26 protein-coding genes are annotated in these 24,524 nt (G+C 67.1%); 13 read left to right on the forward strand and 13 right to left on the reverse strand.

Annotation, left to right across the window (positions count from 1 at the left end; translation table 11 throughout):
- Positions 1-164: 164 nt before the first annotated feature.
- Together ACW178_RS13520 and ACW178_RS13525 are read right to left on the reverse strand one after the other, a co-directional pair.
- Positions 165-3,146, reverse strand: coding sequence for a TrlF family AAA-like ATPase (locus ACW178_RS13520; protein ID WP_366099140.1), 2,982 nt, complete (start codon positions 3,144-3,146; stop codon positions 165-167).
- Positions 3,147-3,270: 124 nt separating this feature from the next.
- Positions 3,271-4,173 (reverse strand): endonuclease/exonuclease/phosphatase family protein, encoded by a 903-nt coding sequence (locus ACW178_RS13525; RefSeq protein WP_492024663.1) that lies wholly within the window; start codon positions 4,171-4,173, stop codon positions 3,271-3,273.
- Between the two features lie 317 nt (positions 4,174-4,490).
- Between ACW178_RS13525 and ACW178_RS13530 the strand changes: the two genes are divergently transcribed.
- Positions 4,491-4,775, forward strand: a complete 285-nt coding sequence (locus ACW178_RS13530; RefSeq protein WP_293828054.1) for a hypothetical protein — start codon at positions 4,491-4,493, stop codon at positions 4,773-4,775.
- Here the strand turns inward: ACW178_RS13530 and ACW178_RS13535 are convergent.
- Positions 4,772-5,065, reverse strand: a complete 294-nt coding sequence (locus tag ACW178_RS13535; protein WP_293828052.1) for a hypothetical protein — start codon at positions 5,063-5,065, stop codon at positions 4,772-4,774. The genes ACW178_RS13530 and ACW178_RS13535 overlap by 4 nt on opposite strands.
- Before the next feature lie 105 nt (positions 5,066-5,170).
- Here ACW178_RS13535 and ACW178_RS13540 point away from each other — a divergent pair, with 105 nt between their 5' ends.
- The 3 genes from ACW178_RS13540 (at position 5,171) to ACW178_RS13550 (ending at position 7,923) form a co-directional block, all read left to right on the forward strand.
- Entirely contained in the window at positions 5,171-5,953 is a 783-nt protein-coding gene (locus ACW178_RS13540) for a hypothetical protein (protein WP_293828050.1), read from the forward strand.
- Positions 5,954-6,388: 435 nt separating this feature from the next.
- Positions 6,389-7,390, forward strand: coding sequence for an SMODS domain-containing nucleotidyltransferase (locus ACW178_RS13545; protein ID WP_492024664.1), 1,002 nt, complete (start codon positions 6,389-6,391; stop codon positions 7,388-7,390).
- Positions 7,387-7,923 (forward strand): SLATT domain-containing protein, encoded by a 537-nt coding sequence (locus ACW178_RS13550; RefSeq protein WP_293828047.1) that lies wholly within the window; start codon positions 7,387-7,389, stop codon positions 7,921-7,923. The genes ACW178_RS13545 and ACW178_RS13550 overlap by 4 nt, the downstream gene beginning before the upstream one ends.
- On the opposite strand, the gene ACW178_RS13555 is transcribed toward ACW178_RS13550, so the two are convergent.
- From ACW178_RS13555 to ACW178_RS13565, 3 genes are read right to left on the reverse strand one after another with little or no spacing between them, the layout of a single operon-like run.
- A complete protein-coding gene (locus ACW178_RS13555) occupies positions 7,920-8,777 on the reverse strand; it encodes a nucleotidyl transferase AbiEii/AbiGii toxin family protein (RefSeq protein ID WP_293828046.1) in 858 nt (285 codons plus the stop codon). The two genes, ACW178_RS13550 and ACW178_RS13555, sit on opposite strands and share 4 nt — an antisense overlap.
- The gene (locus ACW178_RS13560) at positions 8,771-9,865 is read right to left on the reverse strand and encodes a type IV toxin-antitoxin system AbiEi family antitoxin (protein ID WP_293828045.1); all 1,095 of its coding nucleotides are present in this window, start codon (positions 9,863-9,865) and stop codon (positions 8,771-8,773) included. The genes ACW178_RS13555 and ACW178_RS13560 overlap by 7 nt, the downstream gene beginning before the upstream one ends.
- A gap of 39 nt (positions 9,866-9,904) precedes the next feature.
- Positions 9,905-10,411 (reverse strand): site-specific integrase, encoded by a 507-nt coding sequence (locus ACW178_RS13565; protein WP_492024665.1) that lies wholly within the window; start codon positions 10,409-10,411, stop codon positions 9,905-9,907.
- Between the two features lie 171 nt (positions 10,412-10,582).
- Between ACW178_RS13565 and ACW178_RS13570 the strand changes: the two genes are divergently transcribed.
- Positions 10,583-11,748 (forward strand): IS3 family transposase gene (locus ACW178_RS13570; protein WP_191559183.1). Its coding sequence is split into 2 segments (ribosomal slippage): positions 10,583-10,841 and positions 10,841-11,748, totalling 1,167 coding nucleotides; the frame shifts between segments, so codons are not numbered across the junction.
- Positions 11,749-11,774: 26 nt separating this feature from the next.
- On the opposite strand, the gene ACW178_RS13575 is transcribed toward ACW178_RS13570, so the two are convergent.
- From ACW178_RS13575 to ACW178_RS13605, 7 genes are all read right to left on the reverse strand, one after another.
- Positions 11,775-12,440: a hypothetical protein gene (locus ACW178_RS13575; protein WP_492024666.1), complete on the reverse strand. Its 666-nt coding sequence runs from the start codon at positions 12,438-12,440 to the stop codon at positions 11,775-11,777.
- Between the two features lie 205 nt (positions 12,441-12,645).
- Positions 12,646-14,088 (reverse strand): M20/M25/M40 family metallo-hydrolase, encoded by a 1,443-nt coding sequence (locus ACW178_RS13580; protein WP_054766377.1) that lies wholly within the window; start codon positions 14,086-14,088, stop codon positions 12,646-12,648.
- A 40-nt stretch (positions 14,089-14,128) separates the two neighbouring features.
- Complete coding sequence (locus ACW178_RS13585; protein WP_054766378.1) at positions 14,129-14,368, reverse strand: DUF3297 family protein; 240 nt, start codon at positions 14,366-14,368, stop codon at positions 14,129-14,131.
- A gap of 303 nt (positions 14,369-14,671) precedes the next feature.
- Positions 14,672-15,556, reverse strand: coding sequence for a MotE family protein (locus tag ACW178_RS13590; RefSeq protein WP_054766379.1), 885 nt, complete (start codon positions 15,554-15,556; stop codon positions 14,672-14,674).
- Positions 15,557-15,573: 17 nt separating this feature from the next.
- Entirely contained in the window at positions 15,574-16,164 is a 591-nt protein-coding gene (locus ACW178_RS13595; RefSeq protein WP_228185387.1) for a DUF6468 domain-containing protein, read from the reverse strand.
- 14 nt (positions 16,165-16,178) lie between these two features.
- Positions 16,179-17,219 (reverse strand): flagellar motor switch protein FliM, encoded by a 1,041-nt coding sequence (gene fliM, locus ACW178_RS13600; RefSeq protein ID WP_054766381.1) that lies wholly within the window; start codon positions 17,217-17,219, stop codon positions 16,179-16,181.
- 3 nt (positions 17,220-17,222) lie between these two features.
- A complete protein-coding gene (locus ACW178_RS13605; protein ID WP_183214904.1) occupies positions 17,223-17,900 on the reverse strand; it encodes a flagellar basal body-associated FliL family protein in 678 nt (225 codons plus the stop codon).
- Between the two features lie 176 nt (positions 17,901-18,076).
- Between ACW178_RS13605 and flgF the strand changes: the two genes are divergently transcribed.
- From flgF to ACW178_RS13645, 8 genes are all read left to right on the forward strand, one after another.
- A complete protein-coding gene (flgF, locus tag ACW178_RS13610) occupies positions 18,077-18,817 on the forward strand; it encodes a flagellar basal-body rod protein FlgF (protein ID WP_287105612.1) in 741 nt (246 codons plus the stop codon).
- Between the two features lie 12 nt (positions 18,818-18,829).
- Positions 18,830-19,618: a flagellar basal-body rod protein FlgG gene (flgG, locus tag ACW178_RS13615; protein WP_183214906.1), complete on the forward strand. Its 789-nt coding sequence runs from the start codon at positions 18,830-18,832 to the stop codon at positions 19,616-19,618.
- 3 nt (positions 19,619-19,621) lie between these two features.
- Positions 19,622-20,215, forward strand: coding sequence for a flagella basal body P-ring formation protein FlgA (locus ACW178_RS13620; protein ID WP_152950759.1), 594 nt, complete (start codon positions 19,622-19,624; stop codon positions 20,213-20,215).
- A gap of 11 nt (positions 20,216-20,226) precedes the next feature.
- Positions 20,227-20,964 (forward strand): flagellar basal body L-ring protein FlgH, encoded by a 738-nt coding sequence (gene flgH / locus ACW178_RS13625; protein ID WP_287105615.1) that lies wholly within the window; start codon positions 20,227-20,229, stop codon positions 20,962-20,964.
- 98 nt (positions 20,965-21,062) lie between these two features.
- Complete coding sequence (locus ACW178_RS13630; protein WP_287105617.1) at positions 21,063-21,539, forward strand: hypothetical protein; 477 nt, start codon at positions 21,063-21,065, stop codon at positions 21,537-21,539.
- A gap of 52 nt (positions 21,540-21,591) precedes the next feature.
- Positions 21,592-22,035, forward strand: a complete 444-nt coding sequence (locus ACW178_RS13635) for a hypothetical protein (RefSeq protein WP_492024667.1) — start codon at positions 21,592-21,594, stop codon at positions 22,033-22,035.
- An 11-nt stretch (positions 22,036-22,046) separates the two neighbouring features.
- Positions 22,047-22,547 (forward strand): hypothetical protein, encoded by a 501-nt coding sequence (locus ACW178_RS13640; protein ID WP_287105621.1) that lies wholly within the window; start codon positions 22,047-22,049, stop codon positions 22,545-22,547.
- A 56-nt stretch (positions 22,548-22,603) separates the two neighbouring features.
- Positions 22,604-24,418 carry a DUF885 domain-containing protein gene (locus tag ACW178_RS13645; RefSeq protein WP_287105623.1) on the forward strand — a complete coding sequence of 605 codons (1,815 nt, stop codon included), beginning with the start codon at positions 22,604-22,606 and terminating at the stop codon, positions 24,416-24,418.
- Positions 24,419-24,524: the final 106 nt, after the last annotated feature.

Consider the following 24,524-nt stretch of genomic DNA (forward strand, 5'->3'; position numbering starts at 1 on the left):
TCGCCCGGCCTGCACAAGCCTCGTACCGATCGCGGACATCGCTCCGGTCGCCGGCGCGGAAGGTCGGGGAGACCGGCCGATCCGGCGGCGCAGCCGCTTCACCCTGGCCCGCGCGAGGGCGGAGCCCTTAGACGCTCCTCCAACCGTGAGAGCGCCCGATGCTTCTACCTTCGAAGCCTGACCCGGAGGCGGCGGGCTCGTTCCTTGAAGGCGAACTCGCCCCCCTCGAGGATATCGCAGACCATTTTCCGGATGGTCTGGTTCTCGAGACCGCCGCTCATGTAGGTGATCGGAGGGAGGCTTCCGGCCGGATGCGGCCCCGAGTCCGCGACGATGATCTGGTCAGCGTCCGTGTTGATGACCAAGTTCGCGTTGTGCGTGACCATGATGACCTGCCGCTTGTGCTTGGCGGCGATGAAGAGTCCGACGAGCTCTTCGAACACAGACTTGGGATCGAGGTTCTCCTCGGGCTGATCGATGATCAGGGGGCGGTCATCACCTTCGTCGAGCGCAAGATAAAGCAGCAGCAGCACGATACCGCGCGTGCCCGGAGACAGTTTAGGGATGTCGATGCCGTCATAGGCGATGCCGTAACGGATCTCGAGGTGATCGGTGCTGAACAGCCAGAGGGCAAAGCGCTTGAGCCATGCGCGCATCTCGACGGGATCGTCGCTCGGCACCGGCGAATGCTGGAGCAGATCCTTCTGATAGGCGTCGCGGAAAGCGCTCATTGCAGCAGACACATCCTGGGCGCTTCCGGTCTCCCAGGCCGGTCCGAGTTGGGTCCGGGCGGCGTCGATCAGGGCGCCCCGCCCTCGGAAAGGGCCTTGCTTCCGAAGGTCGAGAAGCCCCTCTTCCGCCGCGCTAGCCCAACGGTCGACATCGGCCACCCGCGACACTGAGAAAGTGAGCTTCTTCAGGGTTCCGGGCGAAGTCGCGAGCCGGTCCATCAGCGGACGATACAGGTCCTCCAGTACAGCCTGCTCCGCGACCAGTGCTGCGAACGCGCGCTCGTACGCGGCATCGCGTTCGAGGTTCAGCGTTTTTATCCGGTCAGCAGCGCCATGCGCCTCTGTGAGCCGCGCCCTGGCCGACTCCAAGGCCGCAGTCTCGATCGTGATTTTCTGGGTGAGATCGCTGTAACGTCGCTGGATGTCTCGATCAGCGCTGATCAGGCTCTCGAGCCGAGACATTTCCGCCTCGATGACGAGCAGAGGCAATGAGGTGAGGTCTGCGTCGTCGGCGATCAACGCTACGGTCGCATCCTGCTGCGGTGGTGGCGGCGCGCCACGAAGTTTGGCGATCTCTCCATCCACCCAGCCCACGTAACCGACGAGGTTGGCATCGACCTTTCCCTTGTAGTCGAGCAGGAAGGCGGCCCACTGCTCTTCGTTCATGAAGCCGTCGCGGTGCCGCGCCATCATGGCCCTGAGCGCTTCGGGGGCGCCTGTGGCGCGCATGGCGCCGACCTCGGACTGCAGCGCCAGGAACGCTTGACGCTGAGCGACCAACTGGCGGTTCCTCGTTCTTAGCGCCTCGGCTGCGCCGAAGAGTTCGGTGTGACGCGCGACCTTGGCTTCGCTGTCCTTGGCGACCAGTTTGGCGCGGTCCGTCGAGTATGCCTGGATGAGGTTTGTTTTCTGAAGGATCAGCGCCTCGTGGGCGCCCTTGAGCTTGTCCTTCTCATGCTCGAGGCCGATCCGCTCCGACATGGCGGCGATGGCTTCGACCTCCCTCGCTCGCGCGAGGCTGTGGAGCCGAGTCCTGCCCTCACGCAGTTCGGCAAAGTCGACGGCTCCTTCCCGAGTGGCATAGGGATGGGCTTCAAAGATCACCCGTTCGATTTCTCGTAATAGAGCGTCCGTCATTCCGTTCGCCGAGCAGAGCTCCTCGACGAACTGCTGGGACAGATAACGAGCCCGCGGATAATTGAGGGGATCATCCGCATCTCGTCCGTCGAGATGGCGGGTAGCGATGTCACCGCCCGCCCAACCGACGCTGATGGCTTCTTCCCCGATCAATGGCCTCGCTCGGGCCAGAAAGGAGGCGCTCACCCCTTTCTGATCCTGCCAAACGACAGCAGGAACGGCATCACACCCGGCTGCGATCATATCGGCCAGGGCTGTCTTGCCGGAGCCCCGCGCGCCAATGATGGCGACCAGCCCAGGGTTAAGCTGGATCTCGGGAGTGACGATCCAGTTCGCACCAGTCGTCCGTACTGATGAGATGACCTGAGAGGGCGTCGCGGCAGTAGGCGGTTCAGCCCCGACGTGAGCCCGTCCGCCTGGATCAATGCAAGCCTGGCGCAGCGCGTCAAACTCAAGCCCGCCCTTTATCCAGGAGAAGCGATTGCCGAACGGCGCTCCTACATCGTCGGCCTTATGGGCGTCGCTCCCGTGCAGGCAGGGCTTCAAGCCGTTGTAGCGTGACCTTAGCTCGTCTTCGTTCAGCGCCTTCCGGCCGAGCCAGAAATCGCGCTGTGCGTCGCTGCTGGCGAAGATGACGTGGGCGAAACGCTCGATCTCCTGGCGTGTCACCTGATCGGCGGCTTCGCGGACTCCTGCGGTGCCGTCCCCGGAACCGCCGGCGACGGCGATAAGAACATTGGCCCGCGCCCAGGCGTCTTCGTCCCAGACGGTGCGGAGCTGGTCAAAGCTGACCTTGAACTGCGTGGCGCCGTGCTCCAGCGCCGCGCGTTCCTCCAGCTGAGCGCCTTTGTCTCGACGGCCCAGTCTGATGAGTTCCGAGCGGGTGCAGTCGAACCGATCATCGAAGGCCCTGAACTCCAACCGAGCCAAGAAACGCTGGATCCGTGCGACGTGGTCGTCGTCCTCAGGACTGACGAGCAGATGCATGTTGACGAAGCCGCTCTTTGCCGCGACGTGCAGACGCAACTCGATGTTCGGGAAGACAAGCTGGACGTTCGGCAAGCGTCCCTCCTCCCGACGCCTGCGGAGCACTTCTTCATAGGTGTCGGTTACGTAGTAGTCCGTAACGGCGATGGCTTCGATCTGGGGCGTGGCCGCCTCTAAGGCGGTCAGGTAGTTATTCCAGGCGTTCGTCCCGCTGAACTGATTGTTGAGCACGGTCCCCGGCGCGTGGATATGCGGCTCCCACCGACGCCATTCCGATCCTCGACCCAGCATTTCGCCTCCCACTGCGTTTTCCTCAGTGTAATGCGTGTCTGCAGAACAGGCGCAAGTTGAGATCCGCAATCGGCCACAACTGGTCGCGGGGACGGCCTGCCGCATCGATCAGAAGTCGCTGCGGTCAGCCCCTGATCCGCACCGAGATCGGACAGTGGTCCGACGGGTGATCGGCCTCGGCACTCCCGCCGTAGACATACTCCTCGAACGACCCCGACTCGAGCCGTGCGGTCGCGGCGGCGCCCGTGGCGATGAAGTCGATGTATTCGCGATAGCGCGCCTTACAGCCCGCCGCCTGGTCGCCGGAGGCCAGGTTCAACACCGAGCCCTCGGGATCGCCATCGTTCAGATCGGAGAGGAAGGCGTCGCCACGGCTGGCCAATCGCCGGTTCCAGTCTCCGAGGACCACGAAGGCCTCCCCGTCCCGGGCCCGTGCTTCCGTCCACCCCTCCAGCACCGGGAGTTGATCGAACAGCACCGGGCAGTCCGGGTCCGTCAGTTCGCGGCCGGAGTTACAGCCGGACTTCAGATGCACCGCCAGCAACCGGACCGGACGTCCGTGCGACACGGTCACATCGACGCCCCAGCGCAAATCGGGGTTTCCGAGCGCAAGGGCGTTCAGGTCGGCGTTGCGGGTCCAGGGCACGCCCTTGCGGATGGCGAAGCCGACGGCCTGGTTCTGGATGAACAGGCCCGGTCGCCCGCGGCATTCTCCGCTGCGCGTGCTGGTCGGACGGCTGGACATCACCACGTCGTACAGAGCCGGGTCGAAGACCCGCTCGGCGGCAGCCTTGTTCTGCACCTCCTGAAAGGCGATCACATCGGCGTTCAGGGCCGCGGCATGATCGCGAAGACGGGCATAGTCGGCCTCGGTGCGCGGGCTGCAGCCCTCCCCGTCCCGCTCTGCCAGATGCTCCATGTTCCAGCTGGCGATCTTGAGGCTGTCGGCCTCGCGGGTCGGCGTCACGCCGACGCATCCCAACAGAAACACGGCCGACAGCGTAAGCGCGATCAGGGGTTTCACCATCAGCTCCTCAAGGTGGAGGGTGCGGACCGGCCGACGGCGGGTCGGCGCGGGACCGCGGCCGAGCACGAGGTCGGTCGCGCTCCGGCGCCTCCGCGTATCGCATCAGGTCGATTCCCGCGACCTGTCTCGCTTCCCCTCGGAGGCCGATTGTGTCGTCGGCCGACGGCTGTAGGCTAATCGTGACGGGTTCCGGCAAGATAAGGACCGACTGGGAGCCGGGGGACGTCCCTGACGTCGGCGGCGGGCGGTCCTGAAACCCCGGGCTTCTTCGCAGAAGTTCCAGGCCCGTCCCCCATTCTTGTCCCGCGAGGATCGCCATGGCCGAAGAGCTGACCGCCGAGGAGACGGAGATCTACAGCGATCTCGCCGAACAGGCCGGCGTCGTCGCACGGAGGCTATTGGCTGAACGGGGCCTCATCTATCTTGAGGATCTCGCGCCCGAGGACGCCCGCGATGTGCTGCGGAGCGCGTGGCGCGAGGCGGCCCGGACGCGGTTCGACGGTCAGGATCTGACCGAGCTTCTGGTTGAGATCGACGCAATGGTCGCAAGTTTGGTCATGACAGGTTGCCCGTCAGACGGGCCGCCCGTCTCCATTCACTAGGCCGGAGCGCGTACGTCATCTGCGGTCCGGTCGCGCAGCTCCCGATAGGGTTCGCCGCGGCCGTCGGCCTCGGCGCGCGACAGCACCCGGGTCTCGAACTGCGAGGAGACCTCAATCCGGATCTCACGGTAGCGCAGCCCATCCTGAAGCGACGCGCAGGTCGCCCGCACCGTGGACAGGACGCCCAACCAGTCGTCTGTCTGGACAGTCACAACACCCGGCTGATCCTCGGGCGAAGCCGCCGCCGCGAACATGCGGTCGACGGTTTGGTCGAGCTCATCGTGGGTCATGATCGCCGCTCTAGCGAGAGTCGGCGCTCGCCTTCCATGGCGCATGGCCATGTGTCCCCAACTCCGCGCTAGGGGCTACGCGTGTTCAGTCCCTAGAATGGCGTCATGGCCTATTCCGATGACGACGTCGCCGAGATGCGGGACCGGTGTGACGACTGGCTGGAGCGAGAGGATGGCCTGACGACCTCTCTCTTCCGGCTCCAGCTTCAGGTCCCGCAGGCCCGTGAGATGATGACCCACGGCGTGTGTCGGCGCCTCTCCGACCTGAAGCATGGACTTCGTCGGGTCTTCGAGACGCTGCCGCCGCAGGAGGCCGAGCCGAGCCGCGAAGCGATAGGGGACGCCACGGCCTTTCTCCAAGCCTTCGTCATCAACATCTTCGGGGCAATGGACAACCTGGCCTGGCTCTGGCGTCTCGAAGCCGATGTGCGCGGCCCGAACGGTCGTCCGCTTCACCGCAGCCGGATCGGACTGACGCCCGATAACGCGGACCTGAGAGGCAGCCTGTCGGCGCGAACCCAGGCCTATCTCGCGGGCACCGACGACTGGTTCGGCTATCTGGAGGAGTATCGCCACGCCCTCGCCCATCGGATCCCCCTCTACATCCCGCCCAAACAGCTGGACGACGCGGCGGCGGCGGAGTTCGCGAGGCTAGAGGCGCAGGTTGGCGGCCCGGGGTGGGACTGGGCCCGCTGGCCCGAGATCATCGCGGCCCAGCGTCGGCTCGGCGTCTTCGAGCCGGTGATGATGCACTCCTTCGGCGAAGGGGCGCGGCCGGTCCGATTTCACGGGCAGATGATCTGCGACTTCGCGACTGTGATTGAGGTCGCCGAACACATCGTCGCCGACCTTCAGGCGAGGGCCGCTCCCGCCGTCGAGACCGGCTGAAGCAGGATTCCCGGGGTTCCGGTGGTGCGGGCGGCCGGGGTCGAACCGGCATGGGCAATGCCCGACGGATTTTCTTACCACTTCGACTTTCGCCGCCGACCCCGGTCAGGGCCGTTCGTGGTCTGGACTATCCCTTCGTCATAGCCCGAAGGCCTTAGACGCCGCCCGTCTAGTCTCTACACCTTCCCGTCCGGAGACGGGCTTGGCTCGGGATCGCCATCTGACAGGGTTCCCCGACTTTGAGCGGTTCTACGTCCGGGATTTCCCCCGGCGCACTCAATCCTCAGCTTAAGTCCGTTGCGTCTACCAGTTTCGCCACGCCCGCCAGCCGAGCGGGCTCTATACCCGCGTTCGTGCCTGCGCGCCAAGGCGGTCGCCATTCTTCAACCCCCGCGATGCAACGACCCGTCTCCCGGCGTGCATCCCCATGCGCACGTGACCTCGCAGACCTGGATCCGATCCCTATATCAGCGGTATGCCGGCGCATCGCCGCCGTTCCCGGGCCCGACCTTGAGCTTCCTCGTTCCGCTTTCGCCCACTCCGCCGATGCCCCCGCCGGGGTGGATGCTTGTCGGGCCGCGCTTCTCGGCCTTCATCCAGAGATTGGGGATCACGGAGGCGCAGGCGGCGGACGGCCAGAAGAAGCAGGCGGGCGTTCGGGCCGCCCTGAACCGCTGGTACTACGGGCATGGCGACGCGACGCAGAACAGCCTGCTGATCGGGTCCTGGGCCAAGACGCTGAGAGTGGCCCCGCCGCGCGACATCGACGTCCTGTTCTGCATGCCTGTCGACATCTTCCATCGCTACGAGGCCCGCGCCGGAAACCGCCAGTCCCAACTGCTGCAAGAAGTTCGCTTGGCGCTGTCGCAGACCTACCCTCAAACGGCGATCCGCGGAGATGGCCAGGTCGTCGTCGTGCCCTTTGCGACCATGCCCGTCGAGGTCATCCCGGCCTTCCGCCTCGACACGGGCCAGTATCTGATCGCCGATGCGAATGGCGGCGGTTCGTACCGCACGACCGATCCCTGGGCTGAACTCTCGGTGCTTGAAGCGTCCGATCGCGCCACCTTCGGCACCACACGCCGGCTGATCCGCATGGCCAAGCAGTGGCAGCGTCACGTTCATGCGCCGATCAAGTCGTTCATGCTCGAGCGGCTGGCCGTGGCCTTCGTCGAAACCTGGCAGCACGCGACCGCAGGGTATGAGGACTGGATGGTTCGCGACTTCTTCGAGTTCATGCTTCGGTACGTCGGCGGCTCGGTCCAGATGCCTGGAACCGGCGAGTGGGTGTCGATCGGCGACGCTTGGGCCTCACGAGCGCGAACGGCCTTGGCGACCGCACAACGCGCCTGCCAGTATGAAGCCGTAAACGCCGACCGCCGGGCGAGCGCGGAATGGCGGTCGCTGTTCGGCCCCGCGATAGGACCTCTGTCATGACCGCTCCCGTCAGCCCGACCGAAGGCGATCCGCGCGATGCGGTTCTTGCGGAAGCCCGCCGACTGGCGGTGGATGCCCTCTATTCCGAGAAGGGTCATTTCGAAGCTGCCAGCGCCTGGCGCGGCCGCACCTACTGGCTCGGCGTTCCGGCTGCGCTCATCGGCGCCACCGCCGGCGCCACCATTCTCGCGGACATGGACCCGGCCATCGGCGGTTCGCTCGCGCTTGTCGGCGCCGCCATAACGGCCCTGATGACCTTCCTCAATCCATCCGAGCGAGCCTCCCAGCACCACCGAAGCGGCGTAGCCTACGGCGTGCTCCGGCGCGCGCTTCGCCAGTTCATCCAGATCGACGTCGGCCTGATGGACGTCGCGGCGCTCCGGTCGCGTCTGTCCGAGCTGACGGAGAAGATCGGCACCCTGCAGTCTGAGTCCCTGCCGATCCCGTCTGCCGCGCACAAGAAGGCCTTCAAGTCGATCCAGGGCGGATCGGCGGAATATACCGAACAGGAACTGGCGCTCGCAGGCGGCTAGAACCCGAGCGCATCCAGGAAGGCCCGAACCTGTCCGTAGGCGTCCGTCTGCCACTGCTCCGGGGTCCGGTCGCCAAGCGCCGCGCTGGTCTCCACGAACTCGCGAACACAGGTCGGGCCATAGTCATTGACCTCCCGAAACTTGCTTGCGATCTTTTCGTAGCCCTGCCGGGCGCTGGCCCGGTCCAGCAGAGGCCGACAGGCTTCGGCGAGGGCTTCGGGCCCACCCGGATAGTTTCGGACGCAATAGTAGATGTCGTAGGCGTCCTTACGCTTGAAGCGGCCGACGAGGGCGTGGCCTTTCATGCCAAGCAGCGCCGGGATCGAGGCCACCGCGATCTTCACGCGGTTGGTCCCCGACTGTCCCGGCATCCGGCCTTCGATCTCGATCAGCGCCTGAAAGTCGATCGCCAGATCGGCCCCGTCCGCCTTCTGGACGGCGAAGTCCTCCACGAGCGGCCGCTCCCGCTTCGGCACCACCGCGTCCCGCGGCATCAGGAAATCGACGACAACCTTAATCGGAGGCCCGCCGTCGTCGGCGGGAACCTCCCGGGTCAGCTGAAACGCCCGATCCTCCGGCCCACGCTCGTAGCCATGGGCCTGAAGCGCGTGAACCAGGTCGGCGTACTCGGTATCAGCGAGCGCGACCGGGTCTAGCGCGAGATCGATGTCGAAGGTTCCGACGTGGATCATGTCGTCGGGCTCGAGCAACAGCCAGGGCACGGCGCCGCCGACAACGGCGAACTTGCCTTCATAGCTGCCGAGGATCTGGCCGATCTCTACGAGGGTCTGGCGGACTGCGGTGGTGCTACGCGCGGGATAGTCCGCCGCGCTCTGCGGTTCAGGCTTCACCACTGCGACACGCTGGCGAGCAGATGATCCGCCGCTTCCTGCCCACGTTCACCGCCCGTCCCGAGGTCGAGGAAGGTCTGCAGCGGGCTTGTCGTCCAGAGCCCCGGAGCGGGCTGGCGCAGATCGTCGAACAGCTCGGCGTCGTCGGGGATCAGAATTTCGACATTGGCCCCGCTTTCCGCGGGTTTGAGCTGCAAGTGTTCGACGAGGGTCTGCACGGCCTCGGGTTCGGCGATGAGGTAGGTCATCGGCATGCGCGCATATGGAGCCCACCAATCCGCAGCCGTGAAGGACATCGCTGCGGCCCGGCCTGAGGGCTGGACCTCACGCAGGGCGTCTCGCAGTGCGATATCCAGCCGCTTGCCGTGCAGGGTCGTGTAGTAGCGCCGCCGCTCCCCAACGGGCGGCTCATAGGCCTCCCGCCAGCCGCGCAGGAGACCTTCGCGATCGGTCAGTTGCAGCCCCTCGGAGTCGGCCGTGGCCCATTCACGGTCGATCAACGCGCGCCGCACATTGCTGACTTGGCCCAGACTGACCTGCGCGGCTTCGGCCAGGTCGGTCACCTTCCAGGCCCGACCGGGCGTCTGAAGGAGACAACGGAGGACGCGAGCCGATTTCGGTGCGAACGGCGACTTCAGCTCGCGCGCGACGGCCTTGGGCTTCTCGGCCGTCTGCCGGTCGATATAGAGGCCAGGGCCGACGATGCGGACGTTACCCGCGAGATCGAGCCAGCCCACGCCGGCCTCGTCACACAAGCGCCGGGCGGCGTCCGCCATATAGGGAGCGCCCACGAGCACGATGGATTTCATTCCGATGTTCGCGGCAGCTTCAAGCGCCTGACCGACGGCGCTGCGGATCGCCCGCGGCTGGCCGGAACTCTTCACCTCCATCAGGATGGTGACGGGGCGGGAGGCGATGGAGACATCGGCGATGATATCGACGCGTGGCGCGTCGCCCGGTCCCTCGATATCGAGGGACCGTACCTCTACGGTCGGGACGACCGCGAGTACGTCGCGCAGCTCCCCGGCGAGGGCGCGCTCAGTCTCTTTCACTGAAAGTTCGGTTTTCATCATCGCGCTGAAATAGACCATTTCACTGAAATAATCAAGTTCGATCGCGATTCGCCGCGATCAGGCGTCATTTGCATCAGCCGTCTTTCGCTTCGCGGGCTTGGGCTTTCGGACGTTGATGGCCGAGGCGTCGAGCACGTTCTTGATGTGAGAGGCGTAGTATTTCTCGATCATCTCCACGCTGGTCCGGCAGTTCTTGGCGACCTGATAGATGTCGGCGCCCTCCATGAGACGCATGGAGATGTAGGTGTGCCGCAGGCTGTAGGCGGTACGAGGTCTTCCATCCCGGTCCTTCTTCAGACCGAGTTCGTCCAGGATGGCGTTCAACAGTTCGCGCTGCACCAGACCGAAGACGAGATCGGTCGGCTGGCCGTTCTTGCGCTTGAGCACCCGTTCGAACGGACGGACGGCGCCGGGCATGCTCTTGCAGTACCCTACCCCACGCTTGCCCCGCACCTCGATCTCGAGGATGCGCTCGCCGGTCGCCTCATCCTCAACGATCGAGACGTCTCTGAACTCGAGGCGCTGCGCCTCGTCGGGACGCAGCCCGGTGTTGACCATGAACAACACGAAGTCGTGGAACTGCTCACACTCCTCGCGCCAGCGCTCCTTTTTTGGGTCCTTCGCGCGCTCGCGCGTCGCTTCGTAGAGGCGCTTGTACTCTTCAGGTGAGAACTGAGGCGCCCCCTTCCTGATCCCTCGTTTTGAGTGAGAGTCCGTTTCATCAAGGAGACGGACGTGAAGAAGAGCAGGTTCAACGAAGCGCAGATCATAGGCGTGCTGCGCGAGCAGGAGGCCGGAAGCCCGACGGCGGAGGTATGCCGAAGGCACGGGATCAGCGAGCAGACCTTCTATCGGTGGAAGGCGAAGTACAGCGGCATGAGCGTGTCGGACGCCACGAAGCTGAAGGCGCTGGAAGACGAGAACCGGCGGCTGAAGAAGCTGCTGGCGGAGTCGATGCTGGACGTGTCGGCGCTGAAGGATCTTCTGGGAAAAAACTGATCGGGCCTGCAGCGCGCAGAGCGGCCGTGCTTCGTCTGATGGCGGAGCGCGGCTTCTCCCAGAAGCGCGCCTGCGGGCTGGTTCAGATCGATCCGAAGACGGTGCGTCGCGAGCCTGAACAGGGCGATGTGGAGGTGCGCGAGCGCCTGCGCAGCCTGGCGGCTGAGCGCCGCCGGTTCGGCTACCGGCGCTTGGGCATTCTGTTGCAACGGGAGGGCCTCAGCATGAACAAGAAGCGGCTGTTCCGGCTCTATCGGGAGGAAGGCTTGGCGGTGCGACGGCGACGGGGCCGCAAGCGGGCCACCGGAACCCGTGCGCCCATGGCCCTGCCGGACGGCCCAAACCAGCGCTGGTCGCTGGACTTCGTGGCCGACAGTCTGTCGTGGGGCCGACGCTTCCGCATCCTGTGCATCGTGGACGACTTCACGCGCGAGGCCCTGGCTCTGGTGGTCGACACCTCGATCGGCGGCTCACGCATGGCGCGCGAGTTGGACCGGCTGATCGCCCGACGCGGGCGTCCGGCCATGATCGTCAGCGACAACGGGACCGAGATGACCAGCCGGGCCATCCTGGAATGGACCAACCGCACCGGCGTGGCCTGGCATTACATCGCGCCGGGCAAGCCGCAGCAGAATGGCTTCGTCGAAAGCTTCAACGGCAGGCTCCGCGACGAGTGTCTGAACGAGGAGGTCTTCGCCACCCTGGCCGAGGCCCGCGCCGTCATCGAGCGCTGGCGCATCGACTACAACCACGTCAGGCCGCACTCGGCGCACGGGGGACTGACCCCGGAGGCGGTGCGCCTGAACCCCGCGGCCGTTCGGCTGCGCAACTTGATCAGCTCCGCCGCACGGCCGCTCCCGTCGGCGAAGCAGATCGGCTATCAACCCCCTGGACTCTCATAATGATCGAGGGACCAGAGGGGGGCGCCTCAGAACCAGGCCCTATGGCTCACCTTGCCGGATGCCCGGTACGGGTTGCTCATGTCCGGAAGGGCGGAAATCCACCCTTTCCGGTTCGCAGTTTTCAGGATCTGCCGAAGACAGACCATCTCGTTATGGAGCGTCTGCCGGCTCGGGCGCTTCCAGGCCCTAGCCTTGCCGATCCGCTCTTGCCCCTCCGAGACGAACCGCACTCGCTGCGGCTCCTCGGGCGGCGTAACCCGATGGAGCCTGTAGTCCTGGATCCGGCCGGCCGAGACTTCCGAGATCGGCAGGTCCCCGAAGAAAGGGTTCAGGTAGAGGCGGATGACCCGCCCTTTGCCGGCGACATAGTGGGCATTCCGCTCGCCCAACGTCATCGCTTCGAACTCCTTTTCGAAGACGGCGGCCGCCTCACGGAAGGTCTTCTCTCCCGGCCGCTTCGGCGTCACACGCTCCGGGACGACGACAGGCATCTCCGGCATCGACGGGAGCTTCCCGGACTTGCGGAGACGATCTTCAGCGACCCGGTCCAGATACCAGTCGCGCGCAAACTCTCGCGCAAAGGCGACGTTCGTCTCCTTCGTCGATTGACGGTAGTTGCGACCGCTCAGGTAGGTCGCGCACTGCCAGTACGGACTGTTCTCGCGGCGGTAGACGTGGAGCTTGCCCTCCATAAGGGAATGGGACTCCGACACATGACCTCCTTGCCGCGAGCGGCAACTGTGTAAGTCGTGTGTAAGTGTCTATCCCTCGTAACCGTTTGATTTAGATACGTAAATCTACGGTAGTGGGTTTTAAGTCTGCTGCGTCTACCAGTTTCGCCACGCCCGCGAGCCGGTCCGGCTCTATAGCCAGAACCGGCGGCCGGGGCCAAGCGGCTCAGCGCGCAGGCGTGGCCGGGGCGGCGGGGCGCATGGCGCGGAAATCGACGTCCGAATCGGCGATCAGCCACAGCAGCCCCGCCCAGGCGGCGACGTTCTGGCTTAGTTGGGCCGGATCGATCTTGTCCAGGGTGTCGTTGGCGGTGTGGTGCAGGTCGAAATAGCGAGTTCCGTCCTGGGCCAGGCCGAAGAAGGGCACGCCCAACGGCCCCATAGGCCCGACATCGACGCCGCCCTCGGTCTCGACGCGGTCCGAGGCCAGGACGCCGATCGGATAGAGGACGCGCGTGGCGGCCTTCTGGAAGTCGGAGCCTTGCGCGCCGGCCGGCAGCCGCAGCGCATAGACCCGGTCGGCGCCGAAGTCGCTCTCGCCGGCGATGATGTGTTTGTCCAGGGCGGCGCCTTGGTTGCGGGCGTAGACGCCGCCGCCGTTGCCGGTCCGGGGCGTCGGCTGGGCCACCTCTTCGGAACCATAGAAGATGACGCGCAGGGTGCGCGCCGGGCGACGGCCGCTGTCGGCGATGGCCTTGGCTGCGGCCACCGTAATGGCGCCGCCCGCTCCGTCGTCGATCGCGCCGGTGCCCAGGTCCCAGCTGTCCATGTGCGAGCCCAGGACGATGATCTCGTCCGGACGGCTGGCGCCGGGCAGGTCGCCGATCACGTTCTGGCTGTGGGTCTCATAGGTATGGGCCGTCGAGGTCAGGCGCATCCGCACCGGCTCGCCCAGGGCGACCAGGCGGCTGACCTGGTCGGCGTCCGGCGCCGACAGGGCGAAGGCGGGGATCGTCGGCTTGCCGTCCACATAGCGGGTGGTGCCGGTGTGCGGCATCCGGTCCTCGTCGGACCCGACCGAGCGCATCACGAAGGCCGCCGCCCCCTTGGCCGCGGCCACGCCCGGCCCGGCGCCCCGCACGCGGGTCTGGGGACCATAGCCCGAGCCGTCCTGCATCGGATGCATCTGGCCCAGGTCGACATAGACGATCTTGCCCCGCACGGCGGCGTCCGGCGCGGCCTGAAGGTCTTCCATCGAGGCGAAACGGACGATCTCGGCCTCGACTCCGCCTGTGGGGGTGGCTGGCGAATGGCCCAGCGCGGCGGCGACCAGGGCCTGGGCGTGGTCGCCGACAATGGCGGCGGAGCTTTCGCCCCGCTCCCACCCGACCAGAGGAAACTCTTCGATGCGGACGTTCTGGAAGCCGTGGGCGCGCAGATAGTCGGCGGCCCAGGCGGCGGCGTCCTGTTCGGCTTTCGATCCCGCCGGGCGCGCGCCGAACCGGGTCGTCAGCTGGGTGACGTAGTCCAGGGCGATGTTGGAGCGCAGGGCCGCGTCGCGAATGGCGATCGCCCGCTCCACCGTCGCGGCGTCCTGGGCCGACGCCAGGGGCGCAAAGGCGACAAGGCCCAGCGCAAGGGCGCTGGCGGTCAGCAGACGAAGGGACATGGGCGCGGCTCCACTTGGAAAGCCGCGACCCTAGAAAGAGTCAGCCGTTCTGGAAATAGGGTTCCACCGTCCCCTGCAACTTGACGGTAAGGGCCTTGCCCTTGCGGTCCACGCGATTGCCCAGAGCCAGCCGCACCCAGCCCTCGGAGACGCAATATTCCTCGACATTGGTCTTTTCCTCGCCCTTGAACCGGACGCCGACGCCGCGCTGCAACGCCTCGGCGTCGTGATAGGGGCTGGACGGGTCGACGGAGAGGCGGTCGGGAGGCGTGTCGGACATGGTCGGTCAGAGGGCTCGTAGGTCGGAAAGGCGCGGTGATAGCCGCGCCCGGCCGCCCTGCCAACCGAAACCGCCGCTCAGAACCCGAGCCAGAGCCGCGCCAGCGGTATGGCCAGCCACAGGGGCGCCGTCAACAGGCCGCGCGCCAGCGGGCGCCGAAGGCGGTGCGCAATATACAAGACTTCCCCGAGCATGGCGGACCATCCTCAATGCCTCGCCCCCAAATCGGGCGTGAAGGGAGGATGCGCCCAAATGGGTTAGCGGATCGCCGTCATCCCACTAGGGATGAATCCGCAAGGGACGTCACTGCACCGTCTGGCGCGGCTGGGCGTCGGCGGCCGAGGGCTGATAGGCTTGGGGACCGCTGGCCGGAGCGGCGGCGGGGGTCGCGGTCGGGCGGGCGGCTGGACGGTTCGCCGGGCGGCGGGCGGCCGGACGCGGGGTCTGACGCGCCGGGGTCGCCGCAGCAGGCGTCGGCGCCGGGGACGCAGCCGTCGGACCAGAACCCGGCGTCGCGGGCGCGGCGGCGGCCGGGGCGGGGGTCGCTTCGGCGGCGGCGGCGCGGGCCGCCATCTGCTGCGCCTGGAAGCGAGCGGCCATCTTCTCCGTCAGCTCCTTGGCCTGGGCCGGCGTCATCTGGGCCATGACGGCCGCCAGGGTGCGCGGCCGCATGGCCGCCGCGACCGGCAGACGAACCCGATCCTCCAGCGAAGCCATGACGGGGGCGGCGTCCTTGGGCCGCATGGCCGAATAGACCTGAACCAGCCGGTCGATCTCGGCCTTTTCGCGCTCGTCGACCTGGCCCAGCATCTGCTTCATCTCGGCCTTCAGCGCCTCCAGCGCCTTGACCTTGGCGTCCAGCTTCTGCTCGGCGGCGACCATCAGCGGCAGGGTGGTGGCGAAGTCCTGATCCCGCGCGTCCAGCTCGGTTCGGCGCGCCGACAGGGACTGGATGATCTTCAGCTCGGCCGGAGAAATGCCGGCCTGCTGCGCCAGCTGTTCGGGCGAGAGCGCGCAGGTCCCGGCCGGGGCGGGCTTGGGCGCCGCAGCGGCGGCGGCCGGCGCAGCCTCCTCGGCCCAGGCCTTGGCGCCTTCGAACAGGCCCGGCGCGACGCCGACGGCGCGCACGGCGACGACCCCGCCGATGGCGACGGCGATCAGGGGGAGGAGGCGGGGGATGCGGGCCATGAAAGAAGGTTCCGAACTCAGGCGGCGAACAGGTCGTCGTCCAGATTACGACGCGCGGCGTTGAGGCTTTGTTTTGCGGTTTGGTTAGCGGAGCCGACGGCGGTCAGGGCCTGGACGATGGCGGCGACATTGTCGCGCCCGGCCGGCGCCCGGCCCGTCGCGGCGCTCGCGACGGTCGGGGTCATGCCCTGGATGCGTTCGGCCAGGGCGGCCATGCGGCGGGCGCGCTCGTCGTCGTCATTAACCAGGGCGGCCGGCGAATGGGCGGCCGGCGAAGGGGCGATCGCGGCCGAACGATGCGGTTCGGGACGGGCGACCGCCTCCTCTTCCCGGCTCCGGCTCGTCGCGGTCGGGGCCCGCGCGATCAGAACCTCCAGCTGCTGCTTGACCTCGCGCGCCTTGATGATCCGGTCGTGCAGCAGATCCGTCTCCTGGCCCGAGGCGCGCAGATTGGCCAGGGCCGCCTCGGCGCGGCCGGCGGCGGCGTTCAGCTCGGTCACCGCCTGGGCGAAGGCGATCTGCCCGGTGCGAAGGGCCGCCAGCTTGCGCTCCAGCTTGATCCCGTAGCCGACCGCCGCGACCAGCAGCAGCATGAGGACGGCGTCCATGATCATTCCAGCCATCAGCGCGCGCCCTTTATTCTTGCGGCGGATTCAGGGCTGATCGGCCCTTCGACGCGCACGGCGATATGTTGTCCCTTTCGGCCCATGCGGCCGGTCGTCAGGGGGATGGAGCCCGCACGGATCGAAACCTCCGAATCCGGCGTGGCGTTCAGCATCATCGTGTCCCCGACCTTCAGGTTCAAGACGCTGGACAGGGGCATGACCTGCTCGTCCAGCACCGCCCGCACCTCGGTTTCGGTGGTCCAGATCTCGGTGGCCAAGTGGCCTTCCCAGATGTTGTCGCGGCCGAACTTCTCACCCATGAACTGCTGCAGCAGCATCTTGCGGATCGGCTCCAGCGTCGCATAGGGCAGGAGCAGTTCGATCCGTCCGCCGCGATCCTCCATGTCGATCCGCAGCTTGATCAGGATGGCGGCGTTGGCCGGGCGCGCAATGGCGGCGAAGCGCGGATTGGTCTCCAGCCGGTCCAGATTGAAGGTGACCGGGGTCAAGGGCTCGAACGCCTGGCGGGCGTCGTTCAGCACCACCTCCACCATCCGCTGCACCAGCACCCGTTCGATGGTGGTGTAGGGCCGCCCCTCGATCCGCAGGGCCGCCGTGCCGCGACGGCCGCCCAGCAGCACGTCGACGATCGAATAGATCAGGTTGGAATCGACGGTCAGCAGGCCGTAGTTGTCCAGTTCCTCGGCCCGAAACACCGCCAGGATGGCCGGCAGAGGGATGGAGTTCAGATAGTCGCCGAACCGGATCGACGAGATGTTGTCCAGCGACACCTCGACGTTGTCCGAGGTGAAGTTGCGCAAGCTGGTCGTCATCAACCGCACCAGGCGGTCGAACACGATTTCCAGCATCGGCAGGCGTTCGTATGAGACGAGCGCCGAGTTGATGATGGCGCGAATGCCGGACTTTTCCGACCCGTCGTCGTCGCCGAGATCGAAGCCCAGCAGGCTGTCGATCTCGTCCTGGTTCAGGACGCGCTCGGACAGGGCGTCCGCAGGATCGCCCAGTCCGGCCAGGGAATCGATCGGCGCGTCGGTCATCGCCTATTGCACCAGCATTTCTTCGATCAGAACGGCGTCGACCTTGCCCGGCGCGGCGACCAGATTGATGCGGCGCAGAAGCTCGGCGCGCAGCTGATAGGTGCCGGCGGAACCGCTCAGATCCTCGGGGCGAAGCTCCCGCACGAAGCCCGTGAACATGTCCTGCAGGCGCGGCATTTCTTCCTGCAGATGCGTCGCCACCTCGGCGTCATGCATCTCCAGCGTCAGCTTGAGCTTCAGGAAGGTGGGGCGTCCGTCCGGCGACTGGATGTTCATCACCATGTCCGGCAGGGTGTAGAAGGTGACGCCGTCCGGCCCTTCCGAAATCTTGCCCAGCGACGGATCGGCCTCGCCCTCCTTGCCGCCCCCGCCGTGGCCGCCGCCCTTTTCCTCGCCCTTCTTCTCTTCCTTGCCGTGACCGCCCTTTTCCTCGGCCTTGGCTTCGCCGTGGCCGCCTTCCGGCGCGGCGGCTTCCTCGCCATGCGCCTCGGCCGGCTTGGGCTTCATCAGGAAGAAGGCCGCCGCGCCGCCGCCGCCCAGGACCAGCAGGGCGACCGGGGCGATGATGAACAGGATCGGCAGCTTCTTTTTCTTGGGCGCGCCTTCTTCGCCCTCGGCGCCCGCCTCGGCCTCGGCCGCGTCGGCGCTGGGGTCGCCCTTCTTCTTGCCAAGTTTCAACATGCGCTCGCCCCGGAGAATCTACAGGGGAAGATCGGCCCGGCTTGGTTAATGCGACGTTTACAAACGGCAGTTTTTGCCGGGCGAACCCGGCCCTCCTCCCCCGCAAAGCCCCGCCGCGCCTGAATTAACCCTGTTGGCACGGTCATTGCGTAAGGGATTTCCGAAGGAGCCTCGTCGTGGAAAACGCCGCCTATATCGGACTGTCCCGTCAGATGACGCTGCGCCGCGAGCTGGACATCGTGGCCAACAACATCGCCAACGCCGACACCACCGGCTTCAAGGTGGAGCAGCTGATGGTCGGGACGGAAATCGGCCAGCGGGCGCGCAACGACGCCATCCGGCCGTCCGCCAGCTTCGTGCTGGACAACGGCGTCGGCCGGGACTTCGGCCAGGGCGCCATGTCCGAGACGGGCCGCACGCTGGACTTCGCCATCGCCGGAGAAGGCGCCTTCTTCACCGTCCGCGACGGCGCCAACGGCGAGGCCTATACCCGCGACGGCGCCTTCACCCTGGACCCTGAGGGCCGGTTGACCACCAAACAGGGCGCGCCTGTGCTGAGCGGCGGCGCCGAGATCGTTCTGGACCCTTCGCTGGGCGCCATATCGGTCGGCGCGGACGGGACCATCACCCAGGCGGGCCAGATCACCGGCCGCCTCTCCGTCGTCCGCTTTGACACCCTCGGCGTTCTGGAGAAGGGCGGCGACGGCCTCTACCGCAACGGTTCCAACACCCAGCCGGTCGAGGCGAACGACGCCCAGGTCCATCAGGGCGCTCTGGAAGCCTCCAACGTCAACTCCCTCGTCGAGATCACCAACCTGGTCGAGATCAGCCGCGCCTATGAGAGCGTCACCCGGATGATCGAGAACACCACCGACCTGAGCCGTCGCGCCGTCGAGCGCCTCGGCAAGGTCGCATAAGGAACCCTGGACATGCGCGCACTTCGCACCGCCGCCTCGGGCATGGCCGCCCAGCAGCTGAACGTGGAGGTCATCTCCAACAACATCGCCAACATGAACACGGTGGGCTTCAAGAAGCAGCGCGCCGAGTTCCAGGATCTGCTCTATCAGAACGTCGAACGGATGGGGGCCCAGTCCTCCAGCCAGGGCACGGTCGTCCCGACGGGCATTCAGATCGGCGCCGGCGTCAAGGCCGGGGCGGTCTATCGCGTGACCGAACAGGGCACGCCCCAGCAGACCGGCAATCCCTATGACATGGCGATCGACGGCCGCGGCTATTTCCAGGTGACCCTGCCCTCGGGCGAGATCGGCTACACTCGCGCGGGCAATCTGGCGCTCAGCCCCGAAGGCCAGATCGTCACCGACGACGGCTATCCTCTGGAACCGGCGATCTCGATCCCGCAGGACACGGTCAAGCTGACCATCTCCAAGACCGGCCTGGTCCAGGCGACGCAGCAGGGTCAGACGGCGCCGACCACCGTGGGCCAGATCCAGTTGGCGACCTTCTTCAACGAGGCGGGGCTGGAAGCGATCGGCGACAATTTGCTGCTGGAGACGGCCGCCTCGGGCGCCGCCAACATCGGCTCGCCCGGCGACGTCGGTTTCGGCCAGATCCTGCAGGCCTATACCGAAGCCTCGAACGTCGATGCCGTGTCCGAGATCAGCGCCCTGATCATCGCCCAGCGCGCCTATGAGATGAACTCCAAGGTCATATCGACGGCGGACCAGATGATGTCGGTCACCTCCCAGGTGAAGGGCTGAGCCATGAAGATCGTTCGTAACGCCCTGGCCCTGACCGCCGTCTTCGCCGCGATCGCCGGCGCCGCCTCAGCCGGCTCGGTGGTCCTGAAGTCCAACCCTGTCGACGACGACGGCCGGGTGACGCTGGGCGACCTGTTCGAGGGCGCGGGCGCCGCCTCTGAGGTGGTGGTGGCCCAGCGCGTTGGCCCGTCCGTCGTTCTGGAAGCCGGCGCCCTCCAGGCCCAGGCGCGTCAGGCGGGTCTTGACTGGGACAATCCGACGGGCCTGCGTCGAGTCGCCGTGCGTCGCGCCGCCGCCGTCCCGGTTCAGACCGCCGCCGCCTCGGCCGGCCAGACGGCCCGCCCCGCCTTTGTCTCCGCCGGCGCCCAGGTCATCGCCCGCAACGACATGGTGCGCGTCACCTATCAGGTCGGGGGCGTCAATCTCAGCGTCATGGGCAAGGCGCTGCGCAATGCCGCCCTGGGCGAGCCCGTGGCGGTCATGAACACCTCCTCCAACCGCATCATCGACGCCGTGGCCTCCGGTCCCGGCCAGGCCCTTGCCGGTCCCGCCGCCGACATGGTCCGCGCCAATCCTCAACAATTCGCCGCCCGCTAGGGAAGTCCGTCATGCGTAAGCTCGTCCTCGCCGCCGCCGTCTCCGCCGCCTCCCTGGGCGCCTGCTCCACCGCCGTCGAGGCGGTGCGCGGCCCCCAACTGGCGCCCATCGGCTATCCCGCCGCCCTGGTTCCCACCCAGCAGGCCTATATGGCCGCCCCGGCGATGCGGACTGAATCGACCCCCGCCAGCGCCAACAGCCTGTGGCGGGTCGGCGCCCGCACCTTCTTCGGCGACCAGCGCGCCCGTCACGTCGGCGACATCCTGACCGTCCGCATCGACATCGACGACCGCGCCCAGACCCAGAACACGACCCAGCGGTCGCGGTCCAACAACGCCTCGACCGGAGTGTCCAACTTCTTCGGCCTAGAGAGCAGCCTGGGCCGCGCCTTCCCCGGCGGTTTCGATCCGGCCAAGATGGTCGGGCTGGAAGGCGAAACGAACGCCTCGGGCTCGGGCTCGGTCAACCGGTCCGAAAAGGTCTCCCTGACCATCGCCGCCGTCGTCACCGAGGTTCTGGCCAACGGCAATATGGTCATCCAGGGCCGGCAGGAGGTCCGCACCAACCGTGAGGTTCGCGAGCTGACCGTGGCCGGCATCGTGCGGCCGGAAGACATCTCCTCGGCCAATTCGATCAACCACACCCAGATCGCCGAGGCCCGCATCTCCTACGGCGGCCGGGGCGACATCAGCCGGATGCAGGCCACGCCGGCCGCCCAAAGCCTGGTGGAGCGCTTCAGCCCGTTCTGATCCGCTGCGGCGCGAAAGCCACAACCATCAGCCGCGCAAGCGGAGCCGTGAACCGTTGACGGATACCCGCGTTTGACCGTCAGACGCGAGTTAATCAAATGTTCAAGGTTCTGATCCCCGCCGCCGCCGCCATCGTCTTGGTCGCCTTCGCCGCCAAGCCGCAGGCGACCGAGCCCTCGGCCCCTCTGTCGGCGGAAACGCCGGCCATGGCCTGGCATCTGAGCCATGAGGGCGCCATGGCCAAGCTGGCCTACGGCGTCGCCAATTCGGATCAGCTGGCGCTGATGGTCACCTGCTCGCCCGGAGACCGGACCGCCGTGGTCTATGGCGACGTCCAGCCCGACACGCCGCGTCTGATGACCGTTTCACACGGTCCCAGCCTGATTGATCCCCTGACCGGCGGCGACGCCACGGAATCGCGCCTGTCCTTGCAGGACGCCAGTCTGAAGGGGCTGGTCGACCATGGGCTGATGCGGGTCCAGGGCGATGCAGGCCAGTTCGACCTGACCGCCGACAAGGCCGAACGCCGGATGATCGCGGACTTTCTGGCCTATTGCGGGTCTTCGCGCGCTTGACAAAATGCGCCGCTGACGCAGGCTTGCCTACCACCGCCAGCAGGGCCGACCGATGAACCTCATTCTCGCCGCCCTCCTGGCTTTCGGCCAGGCGGGAGCTCCGCGCGCCGCCCCAGTCTGGACCTGGACCCTTTATGAGAACGAGGGTCCGGTCGTTCTGGCCAATGAGGCGCCCGACACGCCGAATCTGCGCGCCACCTTGGAATGTGATCCGCGCTCAGGCGTCGTGGACGTCACCGTGTACCGGGATGACGGGTCTGCGCCCGAGGCCGCCTTCGCCCGCTTGAACTCCGGCGACGTCGCCGCGACCAGTCCGGCCCGGTTCGGACGGCGGGGACGGTTGCAGGTGACAGTGCGGACCGACCATCCGCTGTTCGCCGCCTTCGTCGGCTCGGGCGAGCTGACGATCCAGACGGGCGATCGAACGGACCGGGTGGCCATCCCTCGCGCCCATCTTGCCAAGCTGCGCCGTTTGGCGGACCGTTGCGCCGGTTGAGGAGACCGACCATGTCCCGGCTTAAGCTGATCCTGCCCCTTCTGTCCGTCGCGGCCCTGGCCGCCTGCGCGACCCAGCCGCCGACGGCCAACCTGTCCCCGGCCGCATCCGCTCCCGCTCCGACGCCCGGCTACGATTGGATCCGCAACACGGACGAGCCGCCGCAACAGGCTCTGGTCTACGGCATGGCCCACAGCGACGAAGTCAAGCTTCAGCTCTTCTGCCGTCCCGGTTCCGACACCCTGGATCTGGCAGCCATACTCGACAAGCCGGCGCGCCAGCTGCGGCTGGAGTCCGGCGGCGACACCGAAACCTATCGCGCCACTTTTGAAGAGGCGGCGATCAGCGACGGCTACTACGCCCAGGCCCGCGCCAGCACCAAGGACCCCGTCTTCCAGCGGTTCCGCCGGCTGGGCTGGATCGCCGTCTGGGACGGGGACGAACGTCACGCCTACGCCGCCCGCCCCGCCGCCCTGGCCGAGATCGACCGCTTCTTCGCCGCCTGCGGATGACGGCTTGACGCCCCCCGTCCGCTCCGCTTGCGTGGCGGTTGAAAGCGGAGGGCGTCATGAAGATCATCGGTTTGGCCGTTGCGGCCGGTTTGGCGACGGCGGCGACCGGCGCGGCTGCGGCCCCGCAGGCTGCGCAGGCGGGGGTCCCAGTGGAGGCTCCCGTGACGGCGCCGGCGACGGCCGGCCCGGCTGAGGCGGCGCTGAACGCCCTGATCGCGGACTACGAAACCTATCTGAAGGCGATCGACCCCTTCGCTGCGGGCGGAGAGGGCGATGTGGAGGCCATGGGCCGGGTCCCCGACCTGTCGCGCGCCTTCGAACTGGCCCAGCGCGCGCCGCTGGAAGCCTTCGTCGCCCGGCTCGAGACCATCGACCCGGCAAGTCTTTCCCAGGCGGGGCGGATCAACCACGCCTTCCTGCTGTACAGCCTGAAGCGCGGCGTCGAGGGTCTGGATTACGACGCCTCTCGCCTGGCCTTCGACAGCGAAGGCGGGCCGGGAACCTGGGCCCTCTATGTCGGCCAGAGCACCCGACTGAACACGGTGGCGGAGGCCCAGGCCTATATCCGGCGCATACGGGGCTTTGGCGACATCTACGCCCAGACCACCGACAACGCCCGGCGGGGTCTCGCCACCGGCATGGTCCAGCCCCGCTCCGTCACCGAAAGCGCCCTGGCCGGGGCGCGCAACGACGTGGCGATCACGCCCGAGGACGAGCCCCTGCTCAAACCCTTCGCCACCCTGCCGACCACCATCGCCCCCGCCGACCGCGACCGGCTGAGGGCCGAGGCCGGCGCTGCGGTCGCCGCAGTCATCGTCCCCGCACGCCAGGACTGGCTGGCCTTCCTGGAGACCGAATACCTGCCCAAGGCTCCGATCGAGCCCGGCCTGGGCAACCGCGCCGGCGGCAAGGCCCTCTACGCCTATCTGGTGCGCGGCCACACCACCACGGACCTGACGCCGGACCAGATCCACCAGATCGGCCTGTCCGAGGTCGCCCGCATCCGCGCCCGGATGGAGGTCGAGATGAAGGCCGCCGGCTGGACCGGCGACTTCGCCGGCTTTTTGAACTTCCTGCGCACAGATCCCCAGTTCTACGCCCAGACGCGCGAGCACCTGCTGGAGAAGGCGTCGGAGATGGCCAAGCGCGCGGACGGCGGCCTGCCCGCCCTGTTCGCCACCCTGCCCCGCCTGCCCTATGACGTGCAGCCGGTCCCGCCGCAGATCGAGGCGACCTACACCACCGGCCGCTACAATCCCGGCTCGATGCAGAACGGCGTCCCTGGCCACTATGTGGTCAACACGTCGAAGCTGGACCAGCGCCCCCTGTACGAACTGCCGGCCTTGACCCTGCACGAGGCCGTGCCCGGCCACCACCTTCAGATCGCCCTGCAGCAGGAGGCCGAGGACCAGCCCTATTTCCGCCGCCAGGCCAATGTGACCGCCTTCACCGAGGGCTGGGGCCTGTACGCCGAATATCTGGGCGAGGAGATGGGCTTCTACCGCACCCCCTATGAACGCTTCGGCCGCCTGTCCTATGAAATGTGGCGCGCCTGCCGCCTGGTGGCCGACACCGGCCTGCACTGGATGGGCTGGTCAGAAGAGCAGGCCCGCGCCTGTTTCCGCGACAACTCGGCCCTGGCGCCCCACAATATCGAGACCGAGCTTCAGCGCTACATCGGCTGGCCCGGCCAGGCCACGGCCTACAAGATCGGCGAGATCCGCCTGCGCGAAATCCGCGCCCGGGCGGAACGCGAACTGGGGCCGAAGTTCAACATCCGCACCTTCCACGACGCCCTGCTGACGGAGGGCCCGCTGCCGCTGGCCCTGCTGGACCAGCGGATGGACGCCTGGATCGCGGCGGAGAAATAGGACCTTCCCCCGCTTGCGGGGGAAGTGTCAGGTCGTGGCGCGCAGCGACACGCCTGACGATGGGGGAAGTCTTCTGTTCAAACGAAACTCCCCTCTCCGACCCTGG

The sequence above is a fragment of the Brevundimonas sp. AVps4 genome, assembly GCF_058681525.1.

Bases quoted from the DNA above. Each gene is read 5' to 3' on its own strand.
- ACW178_RS13620 (WP_152950759.1), top strand. From the start codon at position 19,622: ATGAAGATCGTTCGTAACGCCCTGGCCCTGACCGCCGTCTTCGCCGCG.
- ACW178_RS13645 (WP_287105623.1), top strand. From the start codon at position 22,604: ATGAAGATCATCGGTTTGGCCGTTGCGGCCGGTTTGGCGACGGCGGCG.
- ACW178_RS13640 (WP_287105621.1), top strand. From the start codon at position 22,047: ATGTCCCGGCTTAAGCTGATCCTGCCCCTTCTGTCCGTCGCGGCCCTG.
- ACW178_RS13605 (WP_183214904.1), bottom strand. From the start codon at position 17,900: ATGTTGAAACTTGGCAAGAAGAAGGGCGACCCCAGCGCCGACGCGGCC.
- ACW178_RS13585 (WP_054766378.1), bottom strand. From the start codon at position 14,368: ATGTCCGACACGCCTCCCGACCGCCTCTCCGTCGACCCGTCCAGCCCC.
- ACW178_RS13595 (WP_228185387.1), bottom strand. From the start codon at position 16,164: ATGGACGCCGTCCTCATGCTGCTGCTGGTCGCGGCGGTCGGCTACGGG.
- ACW178_RS13575 (WP_492024666.1), bottom strand. From the start codon at position 12,440: ATGGAGGGCAAGCTCCACGTCTACCGCCGCGAGAACAGTCCGTACTGG.
- ACW178_RS13580 (WP_054766377.1), bottom strand. From the start codon at position 14,088: ATGTCCCTTCGTCTGCTGACCGCCAGCGCCCTTGCGCTGGGCCTTGTC.
- ACW178_RS13560 (WP_293828045.1), bottom strand. From the start codon at position 9,865: ATGGTCTATTTCAGCGCGATGATGAAAACCGAACTTTCAGTGAAAGAG.
- ACW178_RS13535 (WP_293828052.1), bottom strand. From the start codon at position 5,065: ATGACCCACGATGAGCTCGACCAAACCGTCGACCGCATGTTCGCGGCG.
- ACW178_RS13520 (WP_366099140.1), bottom strand. From the start codon at position 3,146: ATGCTGGGTCGAGGATCGGAATGGCGTCGGTGGGAGCCGCATATCCAC.
- ACW178_RS13630 (WP_287105617.1), top strand. From the start codon at position 21,063: ATGTTCAAGGTTCTGATCCCCGCCGCCGCCGCCATCGTCTTGGTCGCC.
- flgH (WP_287105615.1), top strand. From the start codon at position 20,227: ATGCGTAAGCTCGTCCTCGCCGCCGCCGTCTCCGCCGCCTCCCTGGGC.
- ACW178_RS13525 (WP_492024663.1), bottom strand. From the start codon at position 4,173: ATGGTGAAACCCCTGATCGCGCTTACGCTGTCGGCCGTGTTTCTGTTG.
- ACW178_RS13550 (WP_293828047.1), top strand. From the start codon at position 7,387: ATGACCGCTCCCGTCAGCCCGACCGAAGGCGATCCGCGCGATGCGGTT.
- ACW178_RS13590 (WP_054766379.1), bottom strand. From the start codon at position 15,556: ATGGCCCGCATCCCCCGCCTCCTCCCCCTGATCGCCGTCGCCATCGGC.
- ACW178_RS13530 (WP_293828054.1), top strand. From the start codon at position 4,491: ATGGCCGAAGAGCTGACCGCCGAGGAGACGGAGATCTACAGCGATCTC.
- fliM (WP_054766381.1), bottom strand. From the start codon at position 17,219: ATGACCGACGCGCCGATCGATTCCCTGGCCGGACTGGGCGATCCTGCG.
- flgG (WP_183214906.1), top strand. From the start codon at position 18,830: ATGCGCGCACTTCGCACCGCCGCCTCGGGCATGGCCGCCCAGCAGCTG.
- ACW178_RS13540 (WP_293828050.1), top strand. From the start codon at position 5,171: ATGGCCTATTCCGATGACGACGTCGCCGAGATGCGGGACCGGTGTGAC.
- ACW178_RS13635 (WP_492024667.1), top strand. From the start codon at position 21,592: ATGAACCTCATTCTCGCCGCCCTCCTGGCTTTCGGCCAGGCGGGAGCT.